Raw genomic sequence first — 24649 nt, 5'->3', positions numbered from 1 at the left:
TGAAGCTTGGAACGAATCCCAAACCTTCCTTTATCTCTTCGTTAGACTCGTTGTGCGACGCTCATGTCCTATCCATTCCGCATCCACGTCCACGATCGGTTCGTATGACCAGTCCCGTCTATCCGGACGCTGCTCCCGCTGCGCCGCACGATTCCGCGGACGCGCATTCATCGGGTACGGGGTCCGCCGGTGCCGCCGGTTCCCGTACAGTTGAACAGAGTGAAAACCGGAGCACGCGTGGAGGTTCACAGCGGATGAAGATCTCCTGTGTGCTCCTGACTATGGGAACGCGGCCGGCCGAGCTCCGGCGCGCCATCCGGAGCGTCTTCGAGCAGGAGAGCGTCGACGTCGAGGTCATCGTGGTGGGCAACGGTGCCGAACTGCCCGAGATGCCCGGCGGTGTGACCACCATCCAACTGGACGAGAACCTCGGTATCCCCGAGGGGCGCAACCACGGTGTCAGCGCCTGCGGCGGTGACATCGTCCTCTTTCTGGACGACGACGGCTGGTACCGCTCCCGGGACCTGGCCCGGCATGTCCACGACCGGTTCCTCGGCAACCCCGCGCTCGGCGCGATCTCCTTCCGGATCGCTGATCCCGACGGCGGGCCCGACCAGCGCCGCCACGTGCCGCGGCTGCGCTCCGGCGACCCGCAGCGCACCAGCCGCGTGACGACCTTCCTCGGCGGGGCGTGCGCGATCCGCCGCGAGGCGTTCGACAAGAGCGGCGGCCTGCCCGGGGAGTTCTTCTACGCACACGAGGAGACCGACCTCGCCTGGCGCATCCTCGACGCCGGATACGAGATCATCTACGACGCCGAGGCCGTGATGCACCACCCCGCGGTGCTACCGACCCGGCACGACGACTTCTACCGGCTCAACGCACGCAACCGGGTGTGGTTGGCGCGCCGGAACCTGCCGTGGCCGCTGGCCGTGGTGTACCTGGCGAACTGGGGCGCTATCACCCTGCTGCGCGAACGGTCCGGCCCGGCGCTGGGCGCCTGGTTCCGCGGGTTCCGCGAGGGCTGGCGCAGTGACGCGGGGCCGCGTCGTCCCATGCGGTGGTCCACCGTCTGGCGCATGACCCGCACCGGCCGCCCGCCGATCATCTGAGCCGTGCCGGACCCCGGTTCGGCATCCTTGTGTTTCCCTGATGCCGAGCTATAGGATTTGCTATATTCCGGCGGTGAACGACTGGGATATCTTCCTGACCAACGACGTCTCCGCTTGGCTTGGTGGACTTCAGCGATCTGACCCGGCAAGCGCGGATCTCGTGGATGACGCGATCTACGCTCTGAGTCGCTCCGGTCCCACATTGGGCCGGCCTCTTGTTGACTCGGTCGCCCACTCGAAGATCAAGAATATGAAGGAACTGCGACCGGGCTTGTCCGGAAGTAGTGAGATCCGCATCCTGTTCGTATTCGACCCTTGGCGCTCGGCGATCTTGCTTGTCGCCGGAGACAAGGCCGGCAAGTGGCGTCAGTGGTATGCGGAAGCCATACCGCGGGCTGAGCATCTCTATGAGATCTACCTGAAAGAGCGAGCCGAGGAGGAGACTGGGCGATGAGTAGCTATACCCAGTGGGATCGCGACGCCTATGTCCAGCGGGTCGGTGGCGAGGCCGAAGCCGAGCGGCGCCGAAAGACGTTGATGGCGCGCCAGAGCGGCTACCGGCTCGCGGAGGAGCGCAGGACGCGCGGCCTCACCCAGGCCGACCTCGCTGAGGCCATGGGGGTCACACCGGGTCGGGTGTCGCAGATCGAGCGGGGTGAGGTGTCCACAATCGAGGCTCTCACCCGCTATGTCGAAGCGCTTGGCGGGCGGCTCGATATCGTCGCGAGTTTCGCCGACCACACGTTGACGGTCACGGCGACCGAGGCGGCGTGACCGTCAGGCGGCGCTGGGCGCCTGGTTCCGCGGGTTCCGCGAGGGCTGGCGCAGTGACGCGGGGCCGCGTCGTCCCATGCGGTGGTCCACCGTCTGGCGCATGACCCGCACCGGCCGCCCGCCGATCATCTGAGCTCCCGTCCCGCCCGCCGGTGGGCGGCGGGCCGCCCACCGGGTGCGAGACAGGGGCGCGTTCCTAGAGTTCGGTGACGATGTCGTCGAACTCGTGGCGGGGTAGCCGTTCCCCCCACGGGTTGGGGCCGGGATGGCCGATGTTCACGACCACCAGGCTTTGTTGCGCGGTTCCGGTGAAGAACTCCCGGTCGACGGCATCGGCGTCGAAGCCTGACATAGGGCCGGCCGCGAGTCCGACCGCGCGGATGCCGATGATGAAGTAGGCGACCTGCATGCTGGCGTTCAGCCGCGCGTCACGCTCGCGTTTGGCTTCGTCCGCGGCGAATATCTCCCGGGCGTTGGGCTTGACCGGGAAGACGCGCCCCAAGGTCTCGTGGAAGTCGACGTCCGCGCTCAGCACGGCCACCAAGGGCGCGCTGGCGGTCTTGCCCTGGTTGCCCTCCGACATGAGCGGAACGAGGCGTGCCCGGGACTCCGCCGAGCGCAGCAGGGTGATGCGGAGCGGCTGCATGTTCATCGACGTCGGGCCGTACTTGACCAGATCGTGGATGGCCCGGATCTGGTCGCTGGTCACGGGCTCGTCGCTGAAGGTGTTGGCGGTGCGGGCCTCGCGGAACAGCAGGTCCTGGGCGTCTTTGCGGAGCTCGAAGGGCTCTGTGCTGGTGGGCATGATCTCCACAGTCGCTCGGTCGGTTCGTTTCCGCCGCAAGTTTACTTTCCTAGGAAACGAAATATGGATGACCGGCCTGTGGCCCTGTTCACGCCATGCCGCTGCTGAGTCCGCTGTCGTGGCGTCTTCCGAGGTGGGTGTGGTCCTGGCGGGGAACCAGGGTTGGGCGGGGCGCCGCCGGCTCCTGTTCGGCACCGGGGATCCCCAGGACCCACTCCTCAAGCCGCCGCACGAACGCCTTGGCCTGAACGGGCCAGTGGTACTCCTCGCGCGCGATCGCGTGCCCGGTGCGCGCGAACTGCGAGCGCAAGGCGGGGTCGGAGCGAAGCTGCAGCGCCGCCTCGGCCGCGGCGGCGGAGTCGCCGAACGGGACGACCGTCCCGCAGTGCCCGTCGGGCCGGCCGGTCACCAGGGCCTCGGCCGCAGGGTTGGGGGTGCTGATCACCGGCAGGCCGTGCGCCATGTACTCGACCACCTTCGTGGGCAGTGAGTGCCGGTAGTTCGGGGTGTCCTGGAGCAGGCAGATCCCGGCCATCGCGCCGCTGATCATCCGTAGCGCCTGGTCGTTGGGCACGAACCCGTACCAGTGCACCGCCTCCTCCTGCTGCGCCTGGCGCAGCATCTGCCGGGTCTCGCCATCAGCGGCCCCGATCACCTCGACCCGGACCCCGTGCGGCCGCAGCAGGCGCCCGAGCTCGACCACCTCGGCGGCGCCCCGCGCCATCGACAACTGGCCCAGGTACACGATGCGGTCGGTCCCCGGTGGGCGCGGTGGCCGTTCGGGAACGTAGGTGGTGTTCGGCACGACCGGGTGGGACTGCCGGAAACGGTCGCGGTAGCCCTCCTCGGCCAGGAGCAGGCGCATCCGCCGTTCGGCGCCGCGCTCGAAACTGCGCACCACCGGCCCCAAAGGCCGCCGGAGCGGCTTGGGCAGCCAGGGTTTGGTGAGCAGCGACGCGGCCGCGTCCTCGTGCACGTCCCATACGGTCACGGGACGGTTCCGCGGCAGCGCGAGGAGCAGTTCCGGGTCGTGGAAGACCAGGGCGTCGGCCTGCCGGGCGTGCTCGGCCAGTGCCGCGCGCGCCGCGCGCAGCGCCCCCAGCCGGCTCGCGCCCACCGCGCGCGGAACGTCCACGGCGGTCAGCTCCGACCACGGGGTGACGTTGCAGGAGCGAAACGGTGCCACGTAGGTGACAGAGTGCCCGGCATCGAGCAGGGCCCGGATCTGCCGGTGCAGGATGCGTGCATCCTCGGGGTGATGGACCACCGTGGCTACGAGTGCGTGCATTTCTGGCTCACCTGAACTCTCCGCGCCGCGTTCTCGGGCTATTTCGCCCAAAGGCCCGCGATTGGCCCCGCAGTCACGCTAGAGAGCAAGGGAAACAGTGGGTGAAAACCCGGGTTACCGACAGTTGTGGCCCGGATGAATCTGCGGGGGGACCCGCGTGTCGTCCCCCCGGTACGCGATGAGCGTGCTAGCTGACCTCAGAGAACCTGGATGCCGTCGCGCTGGATGGGTGACGTGGTGCGGCGGGCGTCGGTCTCTCCGCCTTCGAGGCGGCGCAGCACTCCGCGCGTGTCCAGTAGCAGCTTGGCGTGCTCGCTGAGCAGCTTGGCCTCGTAGGCGGGGTGGTCGGTGAGCAGCACTGTCAGGTCGGCCGAGGCGAGGGCCTGCTCCAGGTCCGTGGCGCGGGGCACGTTCTGCCCGTTCACCTCCCAGTCCGCGACGTAGGGGTCGTGGTAGGTGAGCTTGGCGCCCTTGCCCGCGAGCTTGCGCGCCACCGGGCGGGCGGGCGACTCACGTTGGTCGGCGATGCCCGCCTTGTAGGTGACCCCGAGCAGCAGCACATTGGACCGCGACAGCGCCAGGCCGGACTCGTTGAGCAGCTCCTGGGCGCGCTGCATGACGTAGGTGGGCATCCGCGCGTTGATCTCCTGGGCCAGCTCCACGAACCGGAACGGGTACCCCAGCGTCTTGACCTTGTACGACAGGTAGTTCGGATCGATCGGGATGCAGTGACCGCCCACCCCCGGTCCCGGGTAGAACGCCTGGAACCCGAACGGCTTGGTGGCGGCGCAGGCGATCGCGTCCCAGAGGTCCACCCCGAGTTCCTGGCAGAAGATCGCCATCTCGTTCACCAGGGCGATGTTGACGTGGCGGTAGGTGTTCTCCAGAAGCTTGGCCATCTCGGCCTCGCGGGTTCCGCGTGCCTGCACCACGTTGTGCACGAACTTGCCGTAGAACGTCGCGGCGAGCGCACCGCACCGTTCGGTCAGCCCGCCGACCACCTTCGGGGTGTTGGCCACGCCGAAGGCGGCGTTTCCGGGGTCGATCCGCTCGGGGGAGAAGGCCAGGTGGAAGTCGGTGCCGGCGGTGAGCCCGGACTTCTCCAGGAGCGGCCGGACGAACTCGTCGGTCGTGCCCGGGTAGGTGGTGGACTCCAGGATGACGAGCGTTCCCGGCCGCAGGTGCTCGGCCACCGACTCGGCCGCGGCGGCCACGGCGCTGAGGTCGGGTCCCCCTTCCGCTGACAGCGGTGTGGGGACGCAGATGACGATCGATTCGGTCTCGCCAACCACGCTCGGGTCCGTTGTCGCCCGGAACCCGGAGTCGTGCATCTGGGCGATGTCGGCGCCAGTCAGGTCGTCGATGTGCGACGTCCCGGAGTTCAGCCCGTCGACTACAGCGGGGGTGACGTCCAGGCCCGTCACCTTCAGCCCGGCGCGACTGGCTTCGTGCGCCAACGGAAGGCCGACGTAACCAAGGCCGATGACGACCAGATCAGCGGAAGAGGTAGCGACGTCCACAGAGGACCCCCTCGGGTTTCGACGTAACGCGGAAACGAGGCGTTCCTCGCCCGGACTAGCTAGACGTCCAAAGCTCACGACCAGTTGGCCTGGATCACCGCCCGTGGCCAAGTCCGGCCATGCGCTGGACGAGTGCCTCATAGGCCTCGATGTAGCGACGTGCGGCCGCAGTCCAGGTGCGGTTGCGGCCCACCTTCTCGCGGCCCGCGAGGCCGTATGCCTCGCGTGCTTCCTGACTGTAGAAGAGCTTCTCTAGCTGGGCAGCGAGAATCCCCGAGTCGTCCGGAGGAATTAACTCGCCGGTCACGCCTGGTTCCACGAGCTCCCGCAGCGCGTCCACATCACTGGCGACAACGGGAAGCCCGCCGGCCATAGCCTCCACCGGTTTCAGCGGGGTGACCAGTCGGCTGACGCGCTCGTCGCGCCGCGGCACCGCGAAGATGTCGAGGACCGCGTGGTAGCGCCGAACCGCGCTTGCCGGGACACGCCCGGGGAAGTGTGCCGCTGTGCTCAGGCCGGCTTCCGCCGCGCGGGCGCGCAGCGCGCCCAGCTCCGGTCCGTCGCCCACGACCAGCGCGTGCGCCGGCACACCCCGGCGGCGCAGCGAGGCGACCGCGTCGACCAGGAGGTCCAGGCCCTCGTAGCCGTAGCAGCTCGTGGTGGTGCCGACGACGAAGTCCTCGGGGCCGATGCCCAGTTCGGCGCGCAGCTCCCCGCCGGGCGGCAGGGGCGCCAGGAACTCCTCGTCGACCGCGTTGGGCACGACGATGACCTTCTCCGCCGCGACGCCGCGCGCCACAATGTCCGCGCGCATGGTCTCGCCCAGCGTCACCACGAGGTCGGCGGCCTCCATCCGGGCGGTCTCGCGGGCGCGTTCGGTTCGGTAGAAGGCGTCATCGGTGCTGCGCGAGGGGTCACGCGAGAGCCAGGACTCTTCGAGGAACCCGCGCACCTCGTAGACGACCGGCAGGCCGTAGTGGGCGCCGAGGCGCAGCGCCAGCTCGGCGTTGTGGTGGTTGCTGGCCGCGTGCAGGACGTCCGGGCGGAGCCGTTCGACGAGTGGAGCCGCGTAGCGCAGCCCGGCCCGGGTCTCCTGCTCCGTTTCCGCGGGCGCGACCCAGGGCAGCAGCCGGTGGTAGGGAATACCGTCGACGTCCACCCGGGAGCGGGCATCGAGAACCCCCTTGGTCAGCGGATACCCCGGGCGCGTCACCACGTGCGGCTCCAGGCCGGCCGACCGCTGGCCGAGCGCGATCCGGTGCGTCCGCTGCGTGTATCCGGCGTTCGTGTGCGGCAGCGCGTTCGTCACCAGGTGCAGGATCCTGGAAATCCGCTGACCGGATTTCCGATCGTTCATCGCGTCGTCGCGCCGCGTTCGCCGACTCGGAGTTACCTTGATGGAGTGCGACTGGCCAGTAGTTTCCAGCGGCACAGCGCGCCCCGTCATGAGTGCCAGCCGGTGTTCCGGTTCGGCGCGGCGCGGCCCCTCGGGCAGCTTGGCCAGGAGATCCTCAGTGAGCTGGGGGTCCTCGATGGCAAGGGCGAACGCGAAGAGTCGGGCGAGGCGGCGGGGGGAGGCACCATGAGCGGCGCTGCGCACCGTATCCAGCGCCCGTTCGCGGTCACCGGCGTCCCACAGTGCGTACGCCCGCGCCAGGGGGCCAAAGCGGGTGGCGGCACGGCGGGCGCCATGGCGCAGCCGTCCCGGAGCCACGCGCAGCGCCAGCAGGGGTACCTTGGCTGGCTCGGCGCGCAGGTGTCGCCAGGTCAGGGTGGCGGTGAAGGATGCCGCTCTCACGATGTCGCGCACGGTTACGAATGCAACCACGCGAACGTGACCTGTGGGTGACGCCCAGGCGTCGCGCACGCGTCGCGATCGATGTCTCACCAATGTCGACAAGGGGACGTGATGTCGCCAGCACCGGATGAACTCGCCGAGAGCACGCCCGGCTCCGCGGAGATCGTGCACATCGTCGGGGCCAGGCCCAACTTCGTGAAGGCCGCCCCTGTTGTGGACGCCCTGGAGCGGCGCGGCCTGCGTCAGTCGGTGGTGCATACCGGTCAGCACTACGACGACCGCATGTCCGCGGTCTTCTTCCGCGAACTCGGTCTGCCCAAGCCCGACGTCGACCTCGGAGTGGGGTCGGGCTCGCACGCCGAGCAGACCGCGGCCCTGATGGTCGGGTTGGAGCGGGAGTTCATCTCCCGTACACCCGGCCGCGTGGTCGTCTATGGGGACGTCAACTCCACCGTTGCCGCCGCGCTGGTCGCGGCCAAGCTGCACATCCCGGTCGCGCACGTCGAGGCCGGGCTGCGGTCGTTCGACTGGAGCATGCCCGAGGAGGTGAACCGGCGCCTCACCGACCAGCTCTGCGGACTGTGCTTCGCCACGAGCCCCGAGGCGGTGGGTCACTTGGCCGACGAGGGCGTGCCGGTGGACAGCGTGCACTTCGTCGGCAACCCGATGATCGACACGCTGCTCCGCAACCTCGACGGGTTCGACGTCGCCGAGCTGCGCGCCCGCCTGACGCTGCCCGAGCACTACGTCGCCGCGACATTGCACCGTCCGGCCAACGTCGACGACCCCGACATCGTCGCCCGCCTGGTGGTCCGGTTGCACGAAGTGGCCGACCAGGTCGACGTGGTGATTCCGGTGCATCCGCGGGGCCGCGCCGCGTTCGAGGCGGCCGGCCTCGGCGACCACCCGCGTGTCCACCTGCTGGAGCCCCTGGGCTATCTCGACTTCGTCACCCTCGTACGTGGTGCCACCGCCGTGGTCACCGATTCCGGCGGGGTGCAGGAGGAGACCACCATCCTGCGGGTCCCCTGCCTCACCCTGCGGCCCAACACCGAACGCCCGGTTACCATCACCCACGGCACCAACCGGCTCGCGGTCGAGTCCGAGCTTCCCGGGCTGGTCTCGAAGATCCTGGTGGGGGATTCCTTCGGCGGTCCGGCCGTCGCGGACATCCCTCCGCTCTGGGACGGGCAGGCCGGCGAGCGTATCGCCACGGTCCTGGCCAACGAGTGAAACCCGACCGACGTGCAACGCGCGCGATACGAGCGTCCGTTCAACCTCGCAAGGTGGGAATGACTACGTGAAACGGCGTGAGCAGAGCCAGACCGAACAGCTACGGCAGGCGCTCTCCGAACGAGAGGCCCAGCTCCAGGAGGCGCAGGCCCGCCTGGCCGCCCTGGAAGGTTCGACGTCGCTGCAGGTGGGACGGGCACTGACGGCCGCGGCCAAACAGCCCGGGCGCGGGCTGGTGAAGCTGCCGCGCGACCTGTTCCGGCTGTGGCGCAAGAGCAGCACCAGCCAGCAGGCCAGCGGCCGGGCCCGAGGCGGGCAGGCGGTGCGTTCGTACGAGACCGAGCGGCAGGAGGCGCGGCTGCTCTCCGGAACGGTCGGGCTGCGCGACCCCCGCCTCGTGGTGGCCGGCGTCTTCTCCTCCGAGGCGCGCGCGGCGATCGAGCCGTACGTGCGGGTGGTTCCGCTGCGTCCGCACGATGCCCAACTCGTGTTCGAGTCCGTCGAAGTCGATGTGGTCTGCGTCGCGGCCTCCGCCGCGGCACCGGGGACCCTGTGGGCACACACGGGCGACCCGGCGATGTCCGACCGCACCCGCGCGCTGCGCTGGGTGGTCGAGGCGGCGCGGGCCCGCGGTGTGCCCTCGGTGCTGGTCGCGGACGCCCCCGCCCCACCCGCCCTGAGGACCGTCGGCTTCGACCTGGTCCACGACGGCGGCTTCGGTGTCCCCCTGCACCGGTTCAACCCGATCGCCGCCGAGCCGGTGCGCGACCCGGAGCCCTTCCGGGTGCGCTCGCCCGGGGCCGGGCAGGCCGCGGTCGAGCGGCTGGCCACCACGCTCGGCGGACTGCGCGGGGTCGAGCCCCGGTGGGAGGACTTGCCCGATGCGCTCCGCGGGGCCACCGTGGTCGTCGCCGACGACCCGGAGCTGGCGGACCGCGCTCTGGCGTGCGGCGCACGGGCGCTGCTCCTGGGCAGAAGCAGCCGGAGCCCCGAAACCGGCGGGGAGGCCGCGCTCTCGGCCGTACCCGTGGACGCCGACACGCTGCGCTCGGACATCGCGTCCCGGGAGCTCGACCGCGTCCGCGAGGGCGGACCGTTGCGGCCGGAGGAACTGCGGCTCGTGCTGCGGTCGCTGTTCCTGTCCGCGGCCACCCCCGTCAGGCTGGCCGAGATCTTCGGCAGCCTGGAGCTCGCGCCCGGCAGCGGCGACGCGTCGTTGCCGCTGCGGAGCCGGCGGGTCTCCGTGCTGGCCCTGCCAAACGACGACGTCACCTCACTCTCCTTTGCCGACGACATCCTCCGGCAGCTCCACCCGCCCGCGGAGGTCATCGTTCCGGCGGGCGCGGCGAGCTTCACCGGGGTCGAGCGGATGCGCTCGCACGGAATACCGGTGCGTACCGTGGCCGGGATGACCGCCGAGACCGGGGCGGCGCCCGAGGCCGAGCCGGGGCCCGCCGAGTGGGCCCGCCTGGCCGAGGCGGCGGCTTCGCCGTGGACGGCGCTGTGGACGACGCCACGCGGACCGGCGTACCTCGCCGACGCGCTGTGCGCCGCGGAGTGCTCCGACGCCGACGCGGTCGGGCCGGCGGTGGCCTCCTGGGCCGGCGCCGCGCCGCCGGACGCCGAAGCGGTGGACTGGGCCGCGGCCGACCAGGACTATGTGTTCGTCAGTGCCATCCGACCGGATCTGGCGCGCAGCGAGCTGGTCCGGCGCGGCCTGCAGCCGGGTGTGTGGAACCGGCGCGGCGCACGGCTACTCGCGCTGGGGCCGGTCCGCACCGGTTCCGGCGCCGCGACCGACCACGCCCGCACGGCGCCGAACGTGAGCTGAGAACCGGGCTGTTCATCCGAAAGGACACACGTGACCAACCCACCGCTACGCGCACTCGTTTACGGGGACGTCGACCTCAACATCATCGACGGCTCGGCGGTCTGGGCGCAGTCGATGACCCAGGGCCTGGCGGCTGCCGGCTGCGAGGTCACCCTGCTGCTCAAGGCGGCCGTACAGACCGACCGGCTGGTGGCCCCGCTGTCCTCGGTGCCGGGGGTGACCCTGCGCAAGCCCTACGAGGAGCAGTTGCTGCCCGACCTCGGGGCGCGAGGGCTCACACCCGACCAGGCGGTCGAGCTGATGGCGCGCCTCGACGGCGAGAACCGCTTCGACCTGGTCGTTGTGCGCGGTCTACGCCTGGCGACGCTCGCCGCGCACAACGAGACGCTGGCCGGGCGGCTGTGGACCTACCTCACAGACGTGCCACAGGACGTCGCCAGCATGACCTCCGCTGCGGTGTCCGAGCTGACCGACATCGCGGTCGCCTCGCGGTTCCTGCTCTGCCAGACCGAGGAGCTGCGCGGGTTCCTGGAGTCCGCGGTGCCCGCGGCGTGTGGCAAGAGTGTGCTGTTCCCACCCGTGGTGGTGGTCCCCGACGACGCGAGGAGCACGGCAAGCCCGAGTGAGCCGGTGCGGCTGGTCTACACCGGAAAGTTCGCGCCCCGCTGGAACACCCTGGAGATGACCGAGCTGCCCGCGGAGCTGGAGAAACGCGGTGTGTCCGCCGAGGTCCACATGATCGGCGACAAGGTGCACCGCGACTCCGCGGACTGGGCCAAGCGCATGACCAAGGCCCTTGAGGGAACCGACGGCCTGGTGTGGCACGGCGGGCAACCGCGGGCCGAGGCGTTGCGGTTGTCCGCCGGCTGCGACATCGGGCTGTCGTGGCGCGCCCCGGAGATGGACGCCAGCCTCGAACTGTCCACCAAGGTCCTGGAGATGGGCGCGATCGGGCTGCCCGTCGTGCTCAACCGCACGCCGATGCACGAGGAGCTGCTGGGCGCCGACTACCCGCTCTACGCGGGCGCGGACCTCGACTCGGTCGCGGACACGATCGTGCTCGCCTCGGAGCCCGAGGTCTACGCCGAGGCCGCCCGCCGCTGCGCGGACGCCGCGGCGCAGTTCTCCCTGGAGAGGGCCGCGGAGCGGCTGCGCGGCTACCTCGCGGATGTGCGCCCGGCCGCACCGGCGGGGGTCGACCCGCAGCGCCCGTTGAAGGTGGTCGTCGCGGGGCACGACCTGAAGTTCTTCACCCGGTTGGCTGACCACCTGACGTCGCTGCCGGGGCTTGAGGTGCGGTTCGACGAGTGGGAGTCGCTCCGGGCGCACGACCAGTACCGCAGCAAGGAGCTCGCCGCCTGGGCCGACGTCGTCATCTGCGAGTGGTGCGGCCCCAACGCGCTGTTCTACGCCAAGAACAAGCGAGTTGACCAGCGGCTCGTGGTGCGGTTGCACCGGTTCGAGCTGTACGCCGAGTGGCCGCGCAAGCTTGACATCGAGAAGGTCGACGCCGTCATCTGCGTCAGCCCGTACTACGCCGATCTCACCCGGGAGCTCGCGGGATGGCCCGCCGACAAGGTGGTTGTGCTGCCCAACTGGGTCGATGTCGAGCAGCTGCGCCGGCCCAAGCTGCCCGGGGCCGAGTACACCCTCGGCATGGTCGGGATCTCCCCCTCACGCAAGCGCCTCGACCGGGGGCTGGACGTCCTCGCGGAGCTGCGCCGCCGCGACCCCCGCTACACGCTCGCGGTCAAGTCGAAGCAGCCGTGGGACTACTGGTGGATCTGGAACCGTCCCGAGGAGCGCGAGTACTACGAGCGCACCTACCGGATGATCCACCGCAACGAGCTGCTCGCCGACGGCGTGGTCTTCGACCCGTTCGGGCCGGATGTGTCCACCTGGCTGCGCCGGATCGGATTCACCCTGTCCACCAGTGACGACGAAAGCTTCCATCTGGCGCCCGCGGAGTGCGCCGCCTCCGGTGGGGTGCCCGCCGTGTTGACCTGGCCTGGAGCCGACACGATCTACTCGCGCAGGTGGCTGCACGAGGACACCGGCGCCATGGCCGACGCCATCCACGCGATCGTCTCCGAGGGGCGCTTCGACGCCGCGCGGGCGGCCGCGCAGGCCGAGATCACCGAGAACTACGCGTTGGACAAGGTGTGCGGCATGTGGACCGATCTCGTGGTGAACGGGACGGTCCCGGAACCGGTGACGCTGCCCAGCTCCGCGGTGACCGCCTGAACCGGACACCGGCCCGGCGCCCGTGCGGGTGCCTGAGCTGTCGGCGCGGGGCCGGGTACCGCCGTACCCGGCCCCGCTTCCGCTCACGGTGCCGCCGTTGCCGTCACTCGCATTCGACCTTCGCGTCCGCGGCGGAGGTGCTGTCGACGTCCGCCGCGTCGCCTCCGCCCCCGCCGCCGTCGCCGAAGCCGTTCCAGTCGTTGGAGAGCACGAGCTGCACGTTGTCGGCGAGCGCCGGGTGCTCCTCGGTGGTGGCGTTGGCCGCTACATCCGCCACGGCCTCGGCGTGTGCCTTATTGCCGGCGCCGTAGTACACCGTGGTCTGTTGCGGTACGTCGCCTTCCGGGTTGCCGGTACCGAGCACCTGGAAGCCTTCGCTGGTCAGGCCGGTGGAGACCTCGTTGGCCAGGCCCTGGATGTCGGTGGCGTTGATGATCTCCACGGAGACCTCACCCGGTTCCACGGACGGCGCTTCGGAGCTGCCGCCTCCGGAGTCGGAGTCGTCCTCACCGCCTTCGCTGTCGTCCCCTCCGTCGATGCCCTCGTCGGCGGCCACTGCGTTGAACAGCTCGGTGGCGTCGGGCTCGGTCCAGGTGATCCGGTTGGGGTCGGCGGGGTGCTGCCCGTTGGGGACGGTGACGAAGTTGACGTCGTTCAGCTCGACCTCGCGCATGGCGATGGCGATGTCGGCCATCGAGTCGACGTTGAGCTCGTCGTCGGTGGTGACGTGCTCGGTGACGGAGCCGAGGAAATCGTAGAGGCTTGTCGGTCTGGCCAGCACCTCACTGCTCATGACCTTCTTCAACATCGCGCCCATGAACTCCTGCTGGCGGTCGATCCGGCTGAGGTCGCTCCCGTCGCCCTGGCCCTTCCTGGAGCGCACGTAGCCCAGCGCCTCTTCGCCGTCGAGGGTCTGCTCACCCGCCTCCAGCTTCAGGTGACCGGCGTCCGGGTCGTCGATCGGCTCGGGGACGCAGACGGGGATGCCGCCGATCGCGTCGACCATGTCCTTGAAGCCCACGAAGTCGACCTTCACGAAGTGGTCGATGTGGATCTCGGTGAGCTGTTCGACGGTCTTCCACAGGCACTGCATGCCGCCACTGTTCATCGCCTCGCCGATCATGGCCTCGTGGGCGTCCTGGCCCGGTCTGTCGTCCGTCGGCGGGCACTCGGGCATCTGCACGATCGAGTCGCGCGGCAGGTTGACCAGGGTGGCGGACTTCTGGTCCGGCGAGACGTGCGCGATCGCCAGGGTGTCCGGGCGCTCGCCTTCCTCGGACCCGTACTCGGAGTTCTCGCCATCGCGGATGTCCGACCCGACGATCAGGATGTTCAGCGCGCCCTCGACCTTGCTGGGCCGGTCGCCGAACGCGTCGGTGTCGATGTTCTCCTGGTTGAGGTTGCCGTAGAGGTCCTGCGTGACGCCGTAGGCGGCAAGGCTGCCGCAGATGACCATGACGGTGGTGGCGATGGCGACCCAGGCGCCGGCCGAAAGTTTCTTCCCCTTGGCGCCGGCCTTGGAGACATGGGAGGAGGAACGTTTTCTGGGCAATTGGCCACCAAACGGGTCAGTGTCAGGTGAGGACGCGGACGCCGGCCGGGGGAGTGGAGGAGCCGGCCGCGACGCCAGCGACGGCTGTGGCACGCTCCATGTCGAGCCGTGTCCGAACCGTCGCCGGGTCCGTGTCAGAGGTGAGTAGCACCGGAACAGCGTTGGTCAACGGTGCGAGGAGATGTGTGAGCTGGGGGCTCAGCGCCGTGAGCGTGTTCGGCGCGCGGGTGAGCAGCGCGACCCGGTCCCCAGCGGTCAGGCTCCACGCGCGGGCGCGCTCCTGGGCGGCGGTGACCAGTTCGGAGCCGGAGTAACCGCGGTCGCTCCACAGTGCGACCCGTTCCGGGTCGGCCGGTTCGGCGGGGGTGAAGCGGTCGCCGTGCCCGCGAACCTCGACCGCGTAGTCCGTCGCCGCGGGAGGGCACTCGGCGAGAGGGGCGCCGAGCGGATGCAGCGATGTGCCGACCACCTCGCGGGCGCCGGTGTCCATCGCGCGTTCCAGCCTGGCCTCGTCGGCGACGACGATGTCCCCTTCGGGGACCCCGTCCTCGGCCGCGGGAACCACGGCCAGACCGGCCGACCAGCACGCCAGCAACCAGGCCAGGCTTTGCCAGTGCAGCGGCAGGGCCAGTGCGACGCGCTCACCGGGTTCGGCCGCGAGCGCGTCCACCAGCATGTTCGCGGTCTTGGCGACCCAGTTGTCGAACGTCGCGAAGGACAGTTCCACACGGCCGCCAGTGTCGTCGTCATAGGCGGTGACGAAAGGGCGAGCCGGGTCCGCGGCGACGGCCGACCGCCAGAGAGTGGACGGCGAATCCGGAATTTCGGCTGACACGGTGGAGGGTCTCCGCTCTGCCTGGACTGACCGGGGACGGGGGCGGGGGGCCGGGACTGGCCGGGGACGGGGTCCCGCACATGCTACTCCCAAGTCCGATGGTGATCGTCCGCCGTTGGTTCGGTCGTCGTGGCGGGGATTTCCCGCGACTCTCATTGGTGTGGACCCGGTGGGCTCGGTTAGGTTCTCTGTGTCACACAACGCACAAAAACCGCGGCCGATCGCCCCACCCCCTGCTCCTTCGGAGGAAAGCTCGTGCCCGCTGCTCAGCCGCTCCAGAATGGTGATCCGGAGAGTCTTGGCGGTTATCGCCTGGTCGGACGGGTGGGCCAGGGGGGCCAGGGGGTGGTGTATCTGGGCGAGGCTGCGGATGGGTCGCATGTTGCTGTGAAGACGCTCAGCAGTGAGGGCATGAACGATGCTGAGCAGCGGCAGCGGTTCGTGCGTGAGGCCGAGGCCGCGCGCCAGGTGGCGTCGTTCTGCACGGCGGCGGTGGTGGACGCCGATTTCGAGGCGACGCCGGCCTACATCGTGAGCGAGTTTGTGGCGGGCCCTTCGCTGAGCGAGGCTGTGCGCCGCGATGGTCCGCTCACCGGTGGCGATCTGAACCGGGTGGCGGTGGCCACGGCCACGGCGCTGATGGCGATCCATGAGGCCGGGATCGTGCACCGTGATTTCAAGCCGGCCAATGTGCTGTTGGGTCAGGGCGGGGCGCGGGTGATCGATTTCGGGGTGGCCCAGGTGAGCCAGGGCGCCGGTACTTTGACGAACTCCTCGATTGGTACGCCGGCCTATATGGCTCCGGAGCAGATCTCGGGGTCTCCGGTGAGTCCGGGCACTGATGTTTATGCCTGGGGTGCGGTGATGGTGTTCGCGGCCACTGGCCGGCAGCCGTTCCAGGGTGAGACGGTGCCGGCGATCCTGCACCAGGTGATCAACGGCGATCCGGATCTCAGTGGGGTGCCGGAGCCGTTGCGGATGCTGGTGGTCTCTGCGATGCAGAAGGACCCGGCGCAGCGGCCGGGTTCGACCGATGTCCTGATGAGCCTGATTGGCCGCAAGGAGCGCCCAACCGGTCGGGATGAGGCCACACAGGTGATGAGCGAGGCGGCGGCCTCAGTCAGCGGACCGCGGGGACCCGCCCCGCCCACGGCGCAGCTCGGCGGCTCTGTCGGCTCCACGCGGGTCGGCCCGGACGGCGCGCCCCCGTCCTCGGGACGGAAGCGCGGCGGTGCCGCGCGGTGGCTCATCGGTGCCGGCGCGGTGCTGGCCGTGGCGGCCGCTCTGGCCGGCGGGTACCTCCTCGGCCAAAGTGGCGGCTCGGAGACCGATACCGGCAACGGCAGCTCCGGCGAGACCGCCGACACTGGCGGCACTGCCGACGACAGCGAGTCCGGGAATTCCGCTGACGACGGGTCCGACGACCTGCAGCCCCAGGCCATCCCGGAGTTCAACGCGGACTACGCCGGCGACTGGGAAGGGCTCACCGAGGACGGCACCCTGTACACGATCGAGATCGACGAGGGGGAACGCGCCGCGACGCTGAACAACGAAGACAACGACGACTGCTCCTACAGCGTGAAGCTGATCGAGAACAACGAGGACGGCTACGCAGGCACGTTCGAGGACACGGTGGGCTACTGCGAGTATCCCCTCGAAGGTGACCTCCAGATGGGGATGGTGGACGAGTTCGTGCTCGTCGAGTTGACGGGCGACAGTGGCGACGACCTCCAGATCCAGCTTCAGCCGGCGAACCAGTAGGGCGTGTCTCGTGCGTCATCCGGGGGTCGCCGCCACGGCGACATTCGCCGCACCGGTCCGCTCACCGGGCCACTCGGGGGGCTCCGCGCGAACCGTCGTGCGAACCGCTGCCCGGGCTTCCACCGGGCGCCCGCGCGAAACGTCCCGGTAGGGGGAGCCGGCCGCTAGTTGCCCCGAAAGTGGTACATTTTCTGCTCCCCCGCTCGCGCGCCGGCTGTGCCAAGCTCGCCGGACAGCGCCACACGCTGGAACGTTGGTCTCATGACACTGTCTCTCGCTCCCGGACGTGTTCTCGCCCGCGGCACCGTGCTGCCCGCCATCGCGGCGGCAGCGTGGCTGCTGGTGGCCTTCCCGCTGCTGGTCGCCGGGCAGTTCACCCCGCTCATGGGTCTGGTTCTCGGGGGGCCCGCGGTGCTGGTCGCCGCTGCGGTGGTCCAGCGCTGGGTTCCCGATCTCGGCGAGGACAGCGCCAGCGTCCCCTGGTGGCCGGTTGTGGCCGTCGGCCTCATCACGGTCGCGTTCGCCGCCGTCCAGGTCGCCTACCACGCCGAGGCCCTGGTGATCCGGCGGGATCCGGCCTCCTACGCCCAGTTCACCGTGTGGATCGCGGAAAACGGCTCGCTGCCGATCCCGCAGCAGCGGGATCTGATAGCCGGCGGCGACGCCGCGCTCAGCTTCGACAGCCTCGCCTACTACGAGGTCGGCGACGTCATCTGGCCGCAGTTCCTGTCCGGCGCCCCGCTCGTCTACTCGGTGGGGTACTGGGTCGGCGACCTCACCGGAATGCTCGTGACCGCGCCACTCCTCGGGGCGCTGGGCGTGCTGAGCTTCGCCGGGCTGGCCGCCCGGCTCGTCGGCCCCCGCTGGGCGCCGCTGGCCGCGCTGCTGCTCGCCACCTGCCTGCCGCAGCAGTGGGTGAGCCGCTCCACCTACAGCGAGCCTCTGGCGCAGATCCTGATGCTGGGCGCCCTCTCGCTGGTCTACGACGCGCTGTCGCGCGAGAGCTCGCTGCGCGACCGGTGGGGCCAGGGGCACGTGCTCGCGGGTGCCGCGGGCCTGGTGTTCGGGCTCGCGCTGGTCGTCCGGGTCGACCTACTGCGCGACCTGCTGCCGGTCGTCGCGTTCATCGGGCTGCTGCTGCTCGCCCGGCGCGGCCAGGTGGTGCCGATGCTGGCCGGCCTAACGGTCGGCGCCGGCTACGGCGCGGTGGCGTGGTTCGGCTTCTCCCGCCCCTACCTCGACCACCTGTCGAGCTCGCTGGTGCCTCTGCTGTTGCTGAGCGGCGGCGTCGTGCTGCTCACCGCGGCCGGAACCGCGGTGCTGTGGCGGCGGGGGGTGCCCCGCACGGACCGGTTGCGGTGGCTGCCCATGGCAGGAGCGGGGCTCGTGGCGGTTGTCGCCACCGGTCTCGCCGCCCGGCCTCTTTTCCTCACCCAGGAGGGGCACAACAAAGAGAGCACCGCCCGCTACGTCAGCGATGTGCAGGAGATCGAAGGGCTGCCCGTCGTCCCGGACCGCACCTACGAGGAGATGAGCCTGCTCTGGGTGCACTGGTACGTGGGGCCGGTGGTGATCGTCCTCGCCATGCTCGCCGCCGCGGCCCTGACCTACCGGATCCTGCGCCGAAGGGAACCGCAATGGGTGCTGCCGGCGACGCTGTTCCTGTGGACAGTGGCGCTGACGTTGGCGCGGCCCGCGATCACCCCGGACCATCCGTGGGCCAGCCGGCGGCTCATCGTCCTGGTGCTTCCCGCCTTCATCCTGTTCGCCGTCTGGTTCCTCGCCTGGCTGGCGCCACGGCTGCGGCGCCGCGCGAATCCGCTGGCGATGCGCGCGGTCGGGGCCGCGGCCGTGGCGACGATGCTGGTCCCGACCGCGTGGACCGCGCTGGGCGTCATGGGATACCGGTCGGACGTCGGGACGGTGCCGGCCACGCGCGAGCTGTGCGCCGCCATCCCGAACGACGCGAGTGTGCTCATCGTCGACCCGGCGGTGGCTAGCAGCTACATGCAACTCATCCGGGGGGTCTGCGGGGTACCGACCGCCGAGGTCGATCCCGCGGACGCGGCGACGGTGAGGCGCGTGGCCGGCGAGGTCCGGGAACGGGGACGAACGCCGGTGCTCGCGGCCTCCGTGCCGCGCGACCTCACCGCGGTGGCACCGACCGAGGGAACCTCGATCACGCACCCGTTCCAGGTGCGCGCCAACAAGGACCCCAGTACCCTCATGGAGTCCCCGCGTGGCGCGTGGCCCTTCGCCGGGGACGTGTGGATCGCGGTGTGGCCGTGAGTTCCACGGATTGCTGCATTGCCGTGCAAAGGCGGCGCGATACGAAGAGGCTGAGCTAACTGTGAGCGAGATGTCCCGAGCGGCAGCAGGAAGCGATGAGTCCGAGGCTCCGGTCTCTGTCACGATCGTGCTGCCCTGTTACAACGAGCAGGACCACGTGGTCAAGGAGGCCGAGCGCATCTGCGCGGCCATGGACACCTCCGGGCACGACTACGAGCTGCTCGTGATCGACGACGCGTCCACCGACGACTCCCTGGCGCGGCTGCGGGAGGTCGAACCGCTCCTTGAGCGCCTGCGCGTTATCGCGTTCGGTCACAACGGGGGCGTGGGAACAGCGCGGCGGATCGGAACCCAGAGTGCGCGCGGCGAGATCGTCGTGTGGACCGACGCCGACATGAGCTACCCCAACGAGCGCATTCCGGAGCTTGTGTCCCTGCTGGCCGACGACCCCGGCACGGACCAGGTGGTCGCCGCCCGCCGGCAGGAGATGGGCCGGCATCGGCTGCTACGGGTGCCCGCCAAGTGGCTGATCCGAAAAATTGCCGAGCGGTTGACCAACACCCACATTCCCGACCTCAACTCGGGGCTGCGCGCCTTCCGGCGTGAAGTGGCACTTCCGTTCCTGCGGCTGCTGCCGCCCGGGTTCTCCTGCGTCACCACCCTGACCCTGGCGTTCCTGTCCAACCAGCGCCAGGTGCGCTACGTGCCCGTCGACTACGCCAGACGCTCCGGGAATTCCAAGTTCCACTTCATCCGGGACGCCTACCGGTACATTCTGCAAGTGCTGCGGATGGTCATGTACTTCCACCCGCTCAAGGTGCTGATGCCGCTCGCCCTGTGGCTGCTTGGCATCGGGGTGGCCAAGTTCGGCTACGACATGATCCGGGAGCCCTTTTACATCCCGAACAACACGGTCATGCTGCTCATGACCGGGCTGATCATCGCGGCCCTGGCGCTGCTGGCCGACCTCATCGTCCGGTCACGCGACGGGAGGTGACCCGGGGGGCACTCGCGTAGGAGAGCGGTCAACCATGCGGATCCCGCTTGTCGGACCGGCCCACCCGTACAAAGGAGGAGGGGCCCCGGCACACCACGGAACTGGCGCGCCGGCTCACCGCCAGCGGGCACGACGTGTGCGTGGAGCCGTGGCGGGCGCGGTACCCGTCGCTGCTGTACCCCGGAGATCGCCAGAGCGTGGACGCCGGCACCACCGCCGGCCCCACCTAGCCGTGCACCCGCCGCCAGCTCGCCTGGTACCAGCCCGGTGGTTGGTGGCGTGCGGGGCACCGGGCAGGGCGCGGCAGCGTAGCCCGGCCGCTCCCTGGATCGGTGCGGCAATTGGGTGAAGTGAGCGTAGCGAGGCAGCTTGCCGCCGAGCGAGGGTGCCCCATTGCCGCAACCCACCCTGGCGCGGTTCCAGGGCTGGCGGGCCCTCGCCGCCCCCGTGGGACGCACCGCCACCCGCCCGCAGCACAACTAGATAGCGGCCAGGAAGTCCTCGATCAGGCGCGCGACCGTTTCCGGGTGCGTCATGTGCATGGTGTGCGGCGCGTCGACCCCGCGCGCCGTGACCAGCTCCGCGCGGGCGGCCAGCTCGTTCGCGGCCTGGGCGGCCAGTACGTCGCTGAAGCGCTGCGGTGCCCCCGGGCACGCGTGCACTGGGCCGGTTGAGACCAGGGAGAGAGCAGGGACACGCAGCTCGCGGCGTATGCGGTCGGCGTCGAACTCGTCGAGCGCCCCGCACAGTGCGCGGATCGCCCGCGGGCCGGGGCGCGGCGAGACAACGTCCCCGTCCACCGTGGCGGCGCGCCGTGCCGATGCGGTCAGCACCTCACCCGGCAGGCCCAGTGGGCCGGACCGCAACCCGTCCAGGAGACGCTCGAACGCGGTGTGCGGCATTGGGGCGAGCATCTCCGACATATCCGCCATGACGTAGCGCCGGATGGCCCTGATGTGGCTCTGCGCCTCCTGGCACGGCATACCGAGCCGGTGGGCGACGGTCGCGACCCGCGGCCAGCCGTATCCGTTGATGCCCACGACCCCGGTGAGGTCCCCGCGCCGTGTACCGAAGCTGGCCGCGGCCACCGCCCCAAGGTCGTGGCCGACGACGACCGGGCGGTGCAGCCCGAAGTGCCCGACCACCCGGATCAGGTCGTCCACGAAGGAGTCGAGCGACCACACGCCGTCCGCCGAGTGCCCGTGTCCGCGCATGTCGACCGCGTACAGCGGATGGTTCCGCCGCAGCGACCGGGTGAAGGGCTCCCAGTCCTCCAGGGTGCGCCCCAGCCCGTGCAGCAGCACGATCGGGGTTCCCTCGCCTTCGCGTACGCGGACGCTGAGCGAAGGTGTGCCGACCACCTCGGTCTCGTGTAGCTCCCGGTCCGATGCCGCCGTCGACATGTCCTCGCCTTCCTTCTTGCCCGCACGTCGATGTGCCGGATGCGCCCGTCGGGGCCATGTCGCGGAAGATAGCGAGCGGCCCTGTCCCGCCGCTGACATCTCGCTGATGCCGCGCCGGGAACCCCGGGCGCCCAGTCGAAACGCGCGGGACGGGCGACCGCGGGCCCGCGTAGCCGCGGGGCGGGCTGCCCACCGGCCGGGCGAACCCTCCGCCGGGGTGCTCTAGGGTGCGGCCGTGGGTATCGCCGACGCCGTTGCCTTCGCCGGGCACCAGGTGCACGTCTGCCGGTTCCGTGCGGCCGGCACGCTGCCGCGCTGGCTCGGCCGCGGCCTGCGCGGCCAGGTCGTGTTGGACGTGGCCGGGGGTGACGGCTACTGGGCGGGGGCGCGCACGGCGCCGCGGCGCGTACGCGCTCTCGGTCGGCCTGGCGCGCGGCAAGCTGGAACGGGGCTCCGGCCCGCGGCACTCACCCGCTCTTGTCGCGGGCGACGCGCTGCGCCTGCCGGTGCGCGGCGCCACGGTGGACAAGGTGATGTCGGCCGACTGCCTGTCGCGGCGCGAGTCCTGGCCGGCGTTGTTCGAGAACATCGTCGCCGCTGTACCGTGCGCCGGACCTATGACCACGAGAGTCTCGGTGCGCTCCTCGCCGAGTGCGGGATGTCGGTCGTGGAGCGCGGCTACCAGTTCCGCGGCCGGTGGACCGAACGGGCCTACCTTAGGTAGATCGAACGGGCCTACCTTAGGCTGTCGGCACATGGCGGGCGCGTGGGATTCAACACCGCGGCGCCGCTCATCCCTCTTGTCCGGCTCAGCGACACCCGCCAGGAGGCCGACCGCGGAAGCATTGTCCTGGTGCGCGCCCGGAAACGGGCTGCCTAGCGCGCCGCACAGGCATGGCGCCCCTAGCCGAGGGAGGATGGTCCCTGTGGATCCCGTAGCGCGCCGCGTTTCGGTCACCGGTCACCGTGGAGTGGACGGGCAGTCGCATGACGAGCGGCTTCGGTTGTTTCCGCTCTGCCGTGCGGCGGTTGACACTGCCGATTGGCTGGCGGTTACCGGGTTTTTAAATACGTCGTTGTACTGTTCTTGGGCATGAGGCAGAGTCCCGGTTGGTGCGGGGGTACGGCCGGGCGATTGGTTATGGGGTCGCCGCGTGACGCAGCCCGCAGCGGGACGCCGCGCCCTGTTCGAGGCTTGGGGGGCCAGTGCAGGCAGAGGTGAGTCGGATCGACAACAGAGACGTGCTGGAACTGCGTTTCCAGGACGTGACGAGTGGCCTGGCCGGCGAGCGCACGGCTCTGGCGTTGCGGCACCGCGAGGATGCCGCGAAGACGGTGCGGGTTACCAACGTGCGCAGCGAAGGCGGCGAGGTGCGCGCCGACCTGGGCGAGTTGTCCCTGGACGACGGCACCTGGGAGGTGCTGTGGATCGACCGTGACGGTAGGCACAACCCCGTTGCCACCAAGGATCCGGGGTTCAGTCTGGCCGAGCGCGAGGAGTACCTGGCCGAGCCGCGCCGCCGCGAGCTCCGGGTGATCCGCGACCCGGAGGGCCGGCTGCGCCTCCGGGCGACGTCGGTCGCCCCCTACGCGGAGGTGGCCTGGGTCGAGGTGGGCTCCCGGAGCGTCACTGTCTCCGGGGTGCTGGCCTACGCGCCGCGCAACGAGGGGCACACCACGGCCCGGGTTCTCGCCAGCCAGCGGGAGCGCTCGGGCTCGGTGGTGTCCGACGCCGCCCTCGTCGACGGGAAGTTCACCTGCGAAATCCCGTTGGACCCGATCGTCGCCGCGCACGACCCCGACCGGGCGCACAACGAATGGGACCTGTGGTTGCAGATCCCGACCGATGACGCGGGGCTACGCTTGGGCGCACACGCCGATGACATTGTGGGCAAGAAGAAGAAGGTCGTCTTCCCCAGCGTGCTACTCGACGGCGCTGCCGACACCATCCGGATCCGTCCGTACTACACGGTCGACGACGAGCTCTCCTTGCTGGCAACCGTAGGGAGGGAAGGGCGCCGGTGAAGATCACGATCCTTATCGCGAACGCCTATGGGATGGGTGGCACGATTCGGACCGTCTTCAACCTGGCCGGTGGGCTCGCCGAACGGCATCAGGTCGAGATTGTCAGCCTGGTCCGGCACACCGAGAAGCCGTTCTTCGCGGTGCCTGACGGCGTCGAACTGAAGGCCCTGACCTGGATCGGTCCGTACGCGGAAGCCCACGATAACCCTAGCCGCATCGACGAGTGGCGCGAGCGGCGCCCCGCGAGTCCGGTTCCGCCGTCCGAGTTCCGGCGCAACCGCTACCTGAACGTCCGCACGGAGCGCGTGGTGCGCAAGCTGCTGCGCCGCACCGACGCCGACGTCGTCATGGGAACCCGGCCGGGCATCAACCTGCTGATCTCCAGATGGGCGCCGCGCCGCGTGCTCACCATCGGCCAGGTGCACACCCACCTGGGGAGCCACGCGGCCGACCTGCGCACCGCGATGCGCAAGCGGTACCCCCGCCTGGACGGGCTGACGGTACTGACCGAATCCGACCGCGACAAGTTCATGGACTTTCTCGGGCCACCACCCGGCTGGCTGGTCTCGATGCCGAACGCGCTGCCGCCCGGCGAGTACCCGCAGTCCAGCCAGGAGAATCCCATCATGGTCGCGGCCGGGCGAATCGCGGCGGTAAAGCAGTACCCCAAGCTCCTCAAGGCGTTCTCGATGGTCGCCAGCGTGCATCCCGAGTGGCGGCTGCGCATCTACGCCGGCGGCGAGGGCCAGGACGACCTCCGGACGCAGATCGCCGACATGGGCCTGAGTAACCAGGTCACGCTCATGGGTCGCACCAGGGACCTTCCCGGGGAGCTGTCCAAGGGCTCCCTCCTCGCGGTCAGCTCGCGCTACGAGGGATTCGGGATGACCATCATCGAGGCGTTCTCGGTGGGCGTTCCCGTTGTGAGCTTCGACTGCCCGCAGGGCCCACGGGAGATCATCGAACACGAACGCAACGGGCTCCTCGTCCCGGCGCAGGAGGTCACCTCGCTCGGGTGGGCACTGCTGCGCATGGTGGAGAACCACGAGGAGCGCCAGCGGATGAGCGAGGCCGCATTGCGGTCCTCCGAGGCCTACGCCCTGCCGGTGATCACCCGCCGCTGGGAGGAGTACATCGAAGAGCGGAAGGCCAGCAAGGCGGCTCGCTGAGGCCCTCCCTCCA

18 protein-coding genes and 2 pseudogenes are annotated in these 24649 nt (G+C 70.1%); 13 read left to right on the top strand and 7 right to left on the bottom strand.

Annotation, left to right across the window (positions count from 1 at the left end; genetic code table 11):
* The first annotated feature begins 254 nt into the window (after positions 1–254).
* The 4 genes and pseudogenes from F4561_RS23320 to F4561_RS32805 all read left to right on the top strand — a co-directional run.
* Positions 255–1112, top strand: coding sequence for a glycosyltransferase family 2 protein (locus F4561_RS23320; protein ID WP_184581598.1), 858 nt, complete (start codon positions 255–257; stop codon positions 1110–1112).
* A 73-nt stretch (positions 1113–1185) separates the two neighbouring features.
* Entirely contained in the window at positions 1186–1566 is a 381-nt protein-coding gene (locus F4561_RS23315) for a type II toxin-antitoxin system RelE/ParE family toxin (RefSeq protein ID WP_312885486.1), read from the top strand.
* Positions 1563–1886 carry a helix-turn-helix domain-containing protein gene (locus F4561_RS23310; protein WP_184581594.1) on the top strand — a complete coding sequence of 108 codons (324 nt, stop codon included), beginning with the start codon at positions 1563–1565 and terminating at the stop codon, positions 1884–1886. The genes F4561_RS23315 and F4561_RS23310 overlap by 4 nt, the downstream gene beginning before the upstream one ends.
* Positions 1876–2019: pseudogene (locus F4561_RS32805) on the top strand (glycosyltransferase family 2 protein); the annotation flags it as partial. The gene F4561_RS23310 and the pseudogene F4561_RS32805, both read left to right, overlap by 11 nt.
* Before the next feature lie 63 nt (positions 2020–2082).
* Here the strand turns inward: F4561_RS32805 and F4561_RS23305 are convergent.
* The 4 genes from F4561_RS23305 to F4561_RS23290 all read right to left on the bottom strand — a co-directional run bounded on the left by F4561_RS23305 (position 2083) and on the right by F4561_RS23290 (position 7327).
* Complete coding sequence (locus F4561_RS23305) at positions 2083–2691, bottom strand: malonic semialdehyde reductase (protein WP_184581592.1); 609 nt, start codon at positions 2689–2691, stop codon at positions 2083–2085.
* Between the two features lie 88 nt (positions 2692–2779).
* Positions 2780–3979, bottom strand: a complete 1200-nt coding sequence (locus F4561_RS23300; protein ID WP_184581590.1) for a glycosyltransferase family 4 protein — start codon at positions 3977–3979, stop codon at positions 2780–2782.
* Between the two features lie 197 nt (positions 3980–4176).
* The gene (locus tag F4561_RS23295) at positions 4177–5499 is read right to left on the bottom strand and encodes a nucleotide sugar dehydrogenase (protein WP_184581587.1); all 1323 of its coding nucleotides are present in this window, start codon (positions 5497–5499) and stop codon (positions 4177–4179) included.
* A gap of 94 nt (positions 5500–5593) precedes the next feature.
* Positions 5594–7327: a glycosyltransferase family 4 protein gene (locus tag F4561_RS23290; protein ID WP_312885484.1), complete on the bottom strand. Its 1734-nt coding sequence runs from the start codon at positions 7325–7327 to the stop codon at positions 5594–5596.
* Positions 7328–7408: 81 nt separating this feature from the next.
* On the opposite strand from F4561_RS23290, the gene wecB reads away from it, so the two are divergent.
* From wecB to F4561_RS23275, 3 genes are all read left to right on the top strand, one after another.
* A complete protein-coding gene (gene wecB, locus F4561_RS23285; protein WP_184581579.1) occupies positions 7409–8530 on the top strand; it encodes a non-hydrolyzing UDP-N-acetylglucosamine 2-epimerase in 1122 nt (373 codons plus the stop codon).
* Between the two features lie 67 nt (positions 8531–8597).
* The gene (locus F4561_RS23280) at positions 8598–10361 is read left to right on the top strand and encodes a hypothetical protein (RefSeq protein ID WP_184581577.1); all 1764 of its coding nucleotides are present in this window, start codon (positions 8598–8600) and stop codon (positions 10359–10361) included.
* Positions 10362–10391: 30 nt separating this feature from the next.
* Positions 10392–12605, top strand: coding sequence for a glycosyltransferase (locus F4561_RS23275; protein ID WP_184581575.1), 2214 nt, complete (start codon positions 10392–10394; stop codon positions 12603–12605).
* Positions 12606–12708: 103 nt separating this feature from the next.
* On the opposite strand, the gene F4561_RS23270 is transcribed toward F4561_RS23275, so the two are convergent.
* Both F4561_RS23270 and F4561_RS23265 read right to left on the bottom strand, forming a co-directional pair.
* Positions 12709–14157: an LCP family protein gene (locus F4561_RS23270; RefSeq protein WP_246437265.1), complete on the bottom strand. Its 1449-nt coding sequence runs from the start codon at positions 14155–14157 to the stop codon at positions 12709–12711.
* 22 nt (positions 14158–14179) lie between these two features.
* Positions 14180–14992, bottom strand: coding sequence for a TIGR03089 family protein (locus tag F4561_RS23265; RefSeq protein ID WP_312885483.1), 813 nt, complete (start codon positions 14990–14992; stop codon positions 14180–14182).
* A 255-nt stretch (positions 14993–15247) separates the two neighbouring features.
* Between F4561_RS23265 and F4561_RS23260 the strand changes: the two genes are divergently transcribed.
* The 4 genes and pseudogenes from F4561_RS23260 to F4561_RS23245 all read left to right on the top strand — a co-directional run.
* Positions 15248–16753: a serine/threonine-protein kinase gene (locus F4561_RS23260; RefSeq protein WP_184581573.1), complete on the top strand. Its 1506-nt coding sequence runs from the start codon at positions 15248–15250 to the stop codon at positions 16751–16753.
* A 261-nt stretch (positions 16754–17014) separates the two neighbouring features.
* Positions 17015–19042 (top strand): hypothetical protein, encoded by a 2028-nt coding sequence (locus tag F4561_RS23255; protein ID WP_376773674.1) that lies wholly within the window; start codon positions 17015–17017, stop codon positions 19040–19042.
* A gap of 70 nt (positions 19043–19112) precedes the next feature.
* Positions 19113–20039, top strand: coding sequence for a glycosyltransferase family 2 protein (locus F4561_RS23250; RefSeq protein WP_184584068.1), 927 nt, complete (start codon positions 19113–19115; stop codon positions 20037–20039).
* A gap of 34 nt (positions 20040–20073) precedes the next feature.
* Positions 20074–20341 (top strand): annotated as a pseudogene (locus tag F4561_RS23245) (glycosyl transferase); the annotation flags it as partial.
* A gap of 177 nt (positions 20342–20518) precedes the next feature.
* Here F4561_RS23245 and F4561_RS23240 read toward each other — a convergent pair.
* Complete coding sequence (locus F4561_RS23240; RefSeq protein ID WP_221445590.1) at positions 20519–21442, bottom strand: alpha/beta fold hydrolase; 924 nt, start codon at positions 21440–21442, stop codon at positions 20519–20521.
* Between the two features lie 1218 nt (positions 21443–22660).
* On the opposite strand from F4561_RS23240, the gene F4561_RS23230 reads away from it, so the two are divergent.
* The gene (locus F4561_RS23230) at positions 22661–23467 is read left to right on the top strand and encodes a hypothetical protein (protein WP_184581569.1); all 807 of its coding nucleotides are present in this window, start codon (positions 22661–22663) and stop codon (positions 23465–23467) included.
* Complete coding sequence (locus tag F4561_RS23225; protein WP_184581567.1) at positions 23464–24636, top strand: glycosyltransferase family 4 protein; 1173 nt, start codon at positions 23464–23466, stop codon at positions 24634–24636. The genes F4561_RS23230 and F4561_RS23225 overlap by 4 nt, the downstream gene beginning before the upstream one ends.
* Positions 24637–24649: the final 13 nt, after the last annotated feature.

This window comes from Lipingzhangella halophila, from assembly GCF_014203805.1.
Classification (GTDB): Bacteria; Actinomycetota; Actinomycetes; order Streptosporangiales; family Streptosporangiaceae; genus Lipingzhangella; species Lipingzhangella halophila.
Note: the sequence above shows the minus strand (reverse complement) of the source record. Positions and strands in the feature narration are given on the sequence as shown.

Bases quoted from the DNA above. Each gene is read 5' to 3' on its own strand.
- F4561_RS23320 (WP_184581598.1), top strand. From the start codon at position 255: ATGAAGATCTCCTGTGTGCTCCTGACTATGGGAACGCGGCCGGCCGAG.
- F4561_RS23310 (WP_184581594.1), top strand. From the start codon at position 1,563: ATGAGTAGCTATACCCAGTGGGATCGCGACGCCTATGTCCAGCGGGTC.
- F4561_RS23305 (WP_184581592.1), bottom strand. From the start codon at position 2,691: ATGCCCACCAGCACAGAGCCCTTCGAGCTCCGCAAAGACGCCCAGGAC.
- F4561_RS23300 (WP_184581590.1), bottom strand. From the start codon at position 3,979: ATGCACGCACTCGTAGCCACGGTGGTCCATCACCCCGAGGATGCACGC.
- wecB (WP_184581579.1), top strand. From the start codon at position 7,409: ATGTCGCCAGCACCGGATGAACTCGCCGAGAGCACGCCCGGCTCCGCG.
- F4561_RS23255 (WP_376773674.1), top strand. From the start codon at position 17,015: ATGACACTGTCTCTCGCTCCCGGACGTGTTCTCGCCCGCGGCACCGTG.
- F4561_RS23250 (WP_184584068.1), top strand. From the start codon at position 19,113: ATGTCCCGAGCGGCAGCAGGAAGCGATGAGTCCGAGGCTCCGGTCTCT.
- F4561_RS23240 (WP_221445590.1), bottom strand. From the start codon at position 21,442: ATGTCGACGGCGGCATCGGACCGGGAGCTACACGAGACCGAGGTGGTC.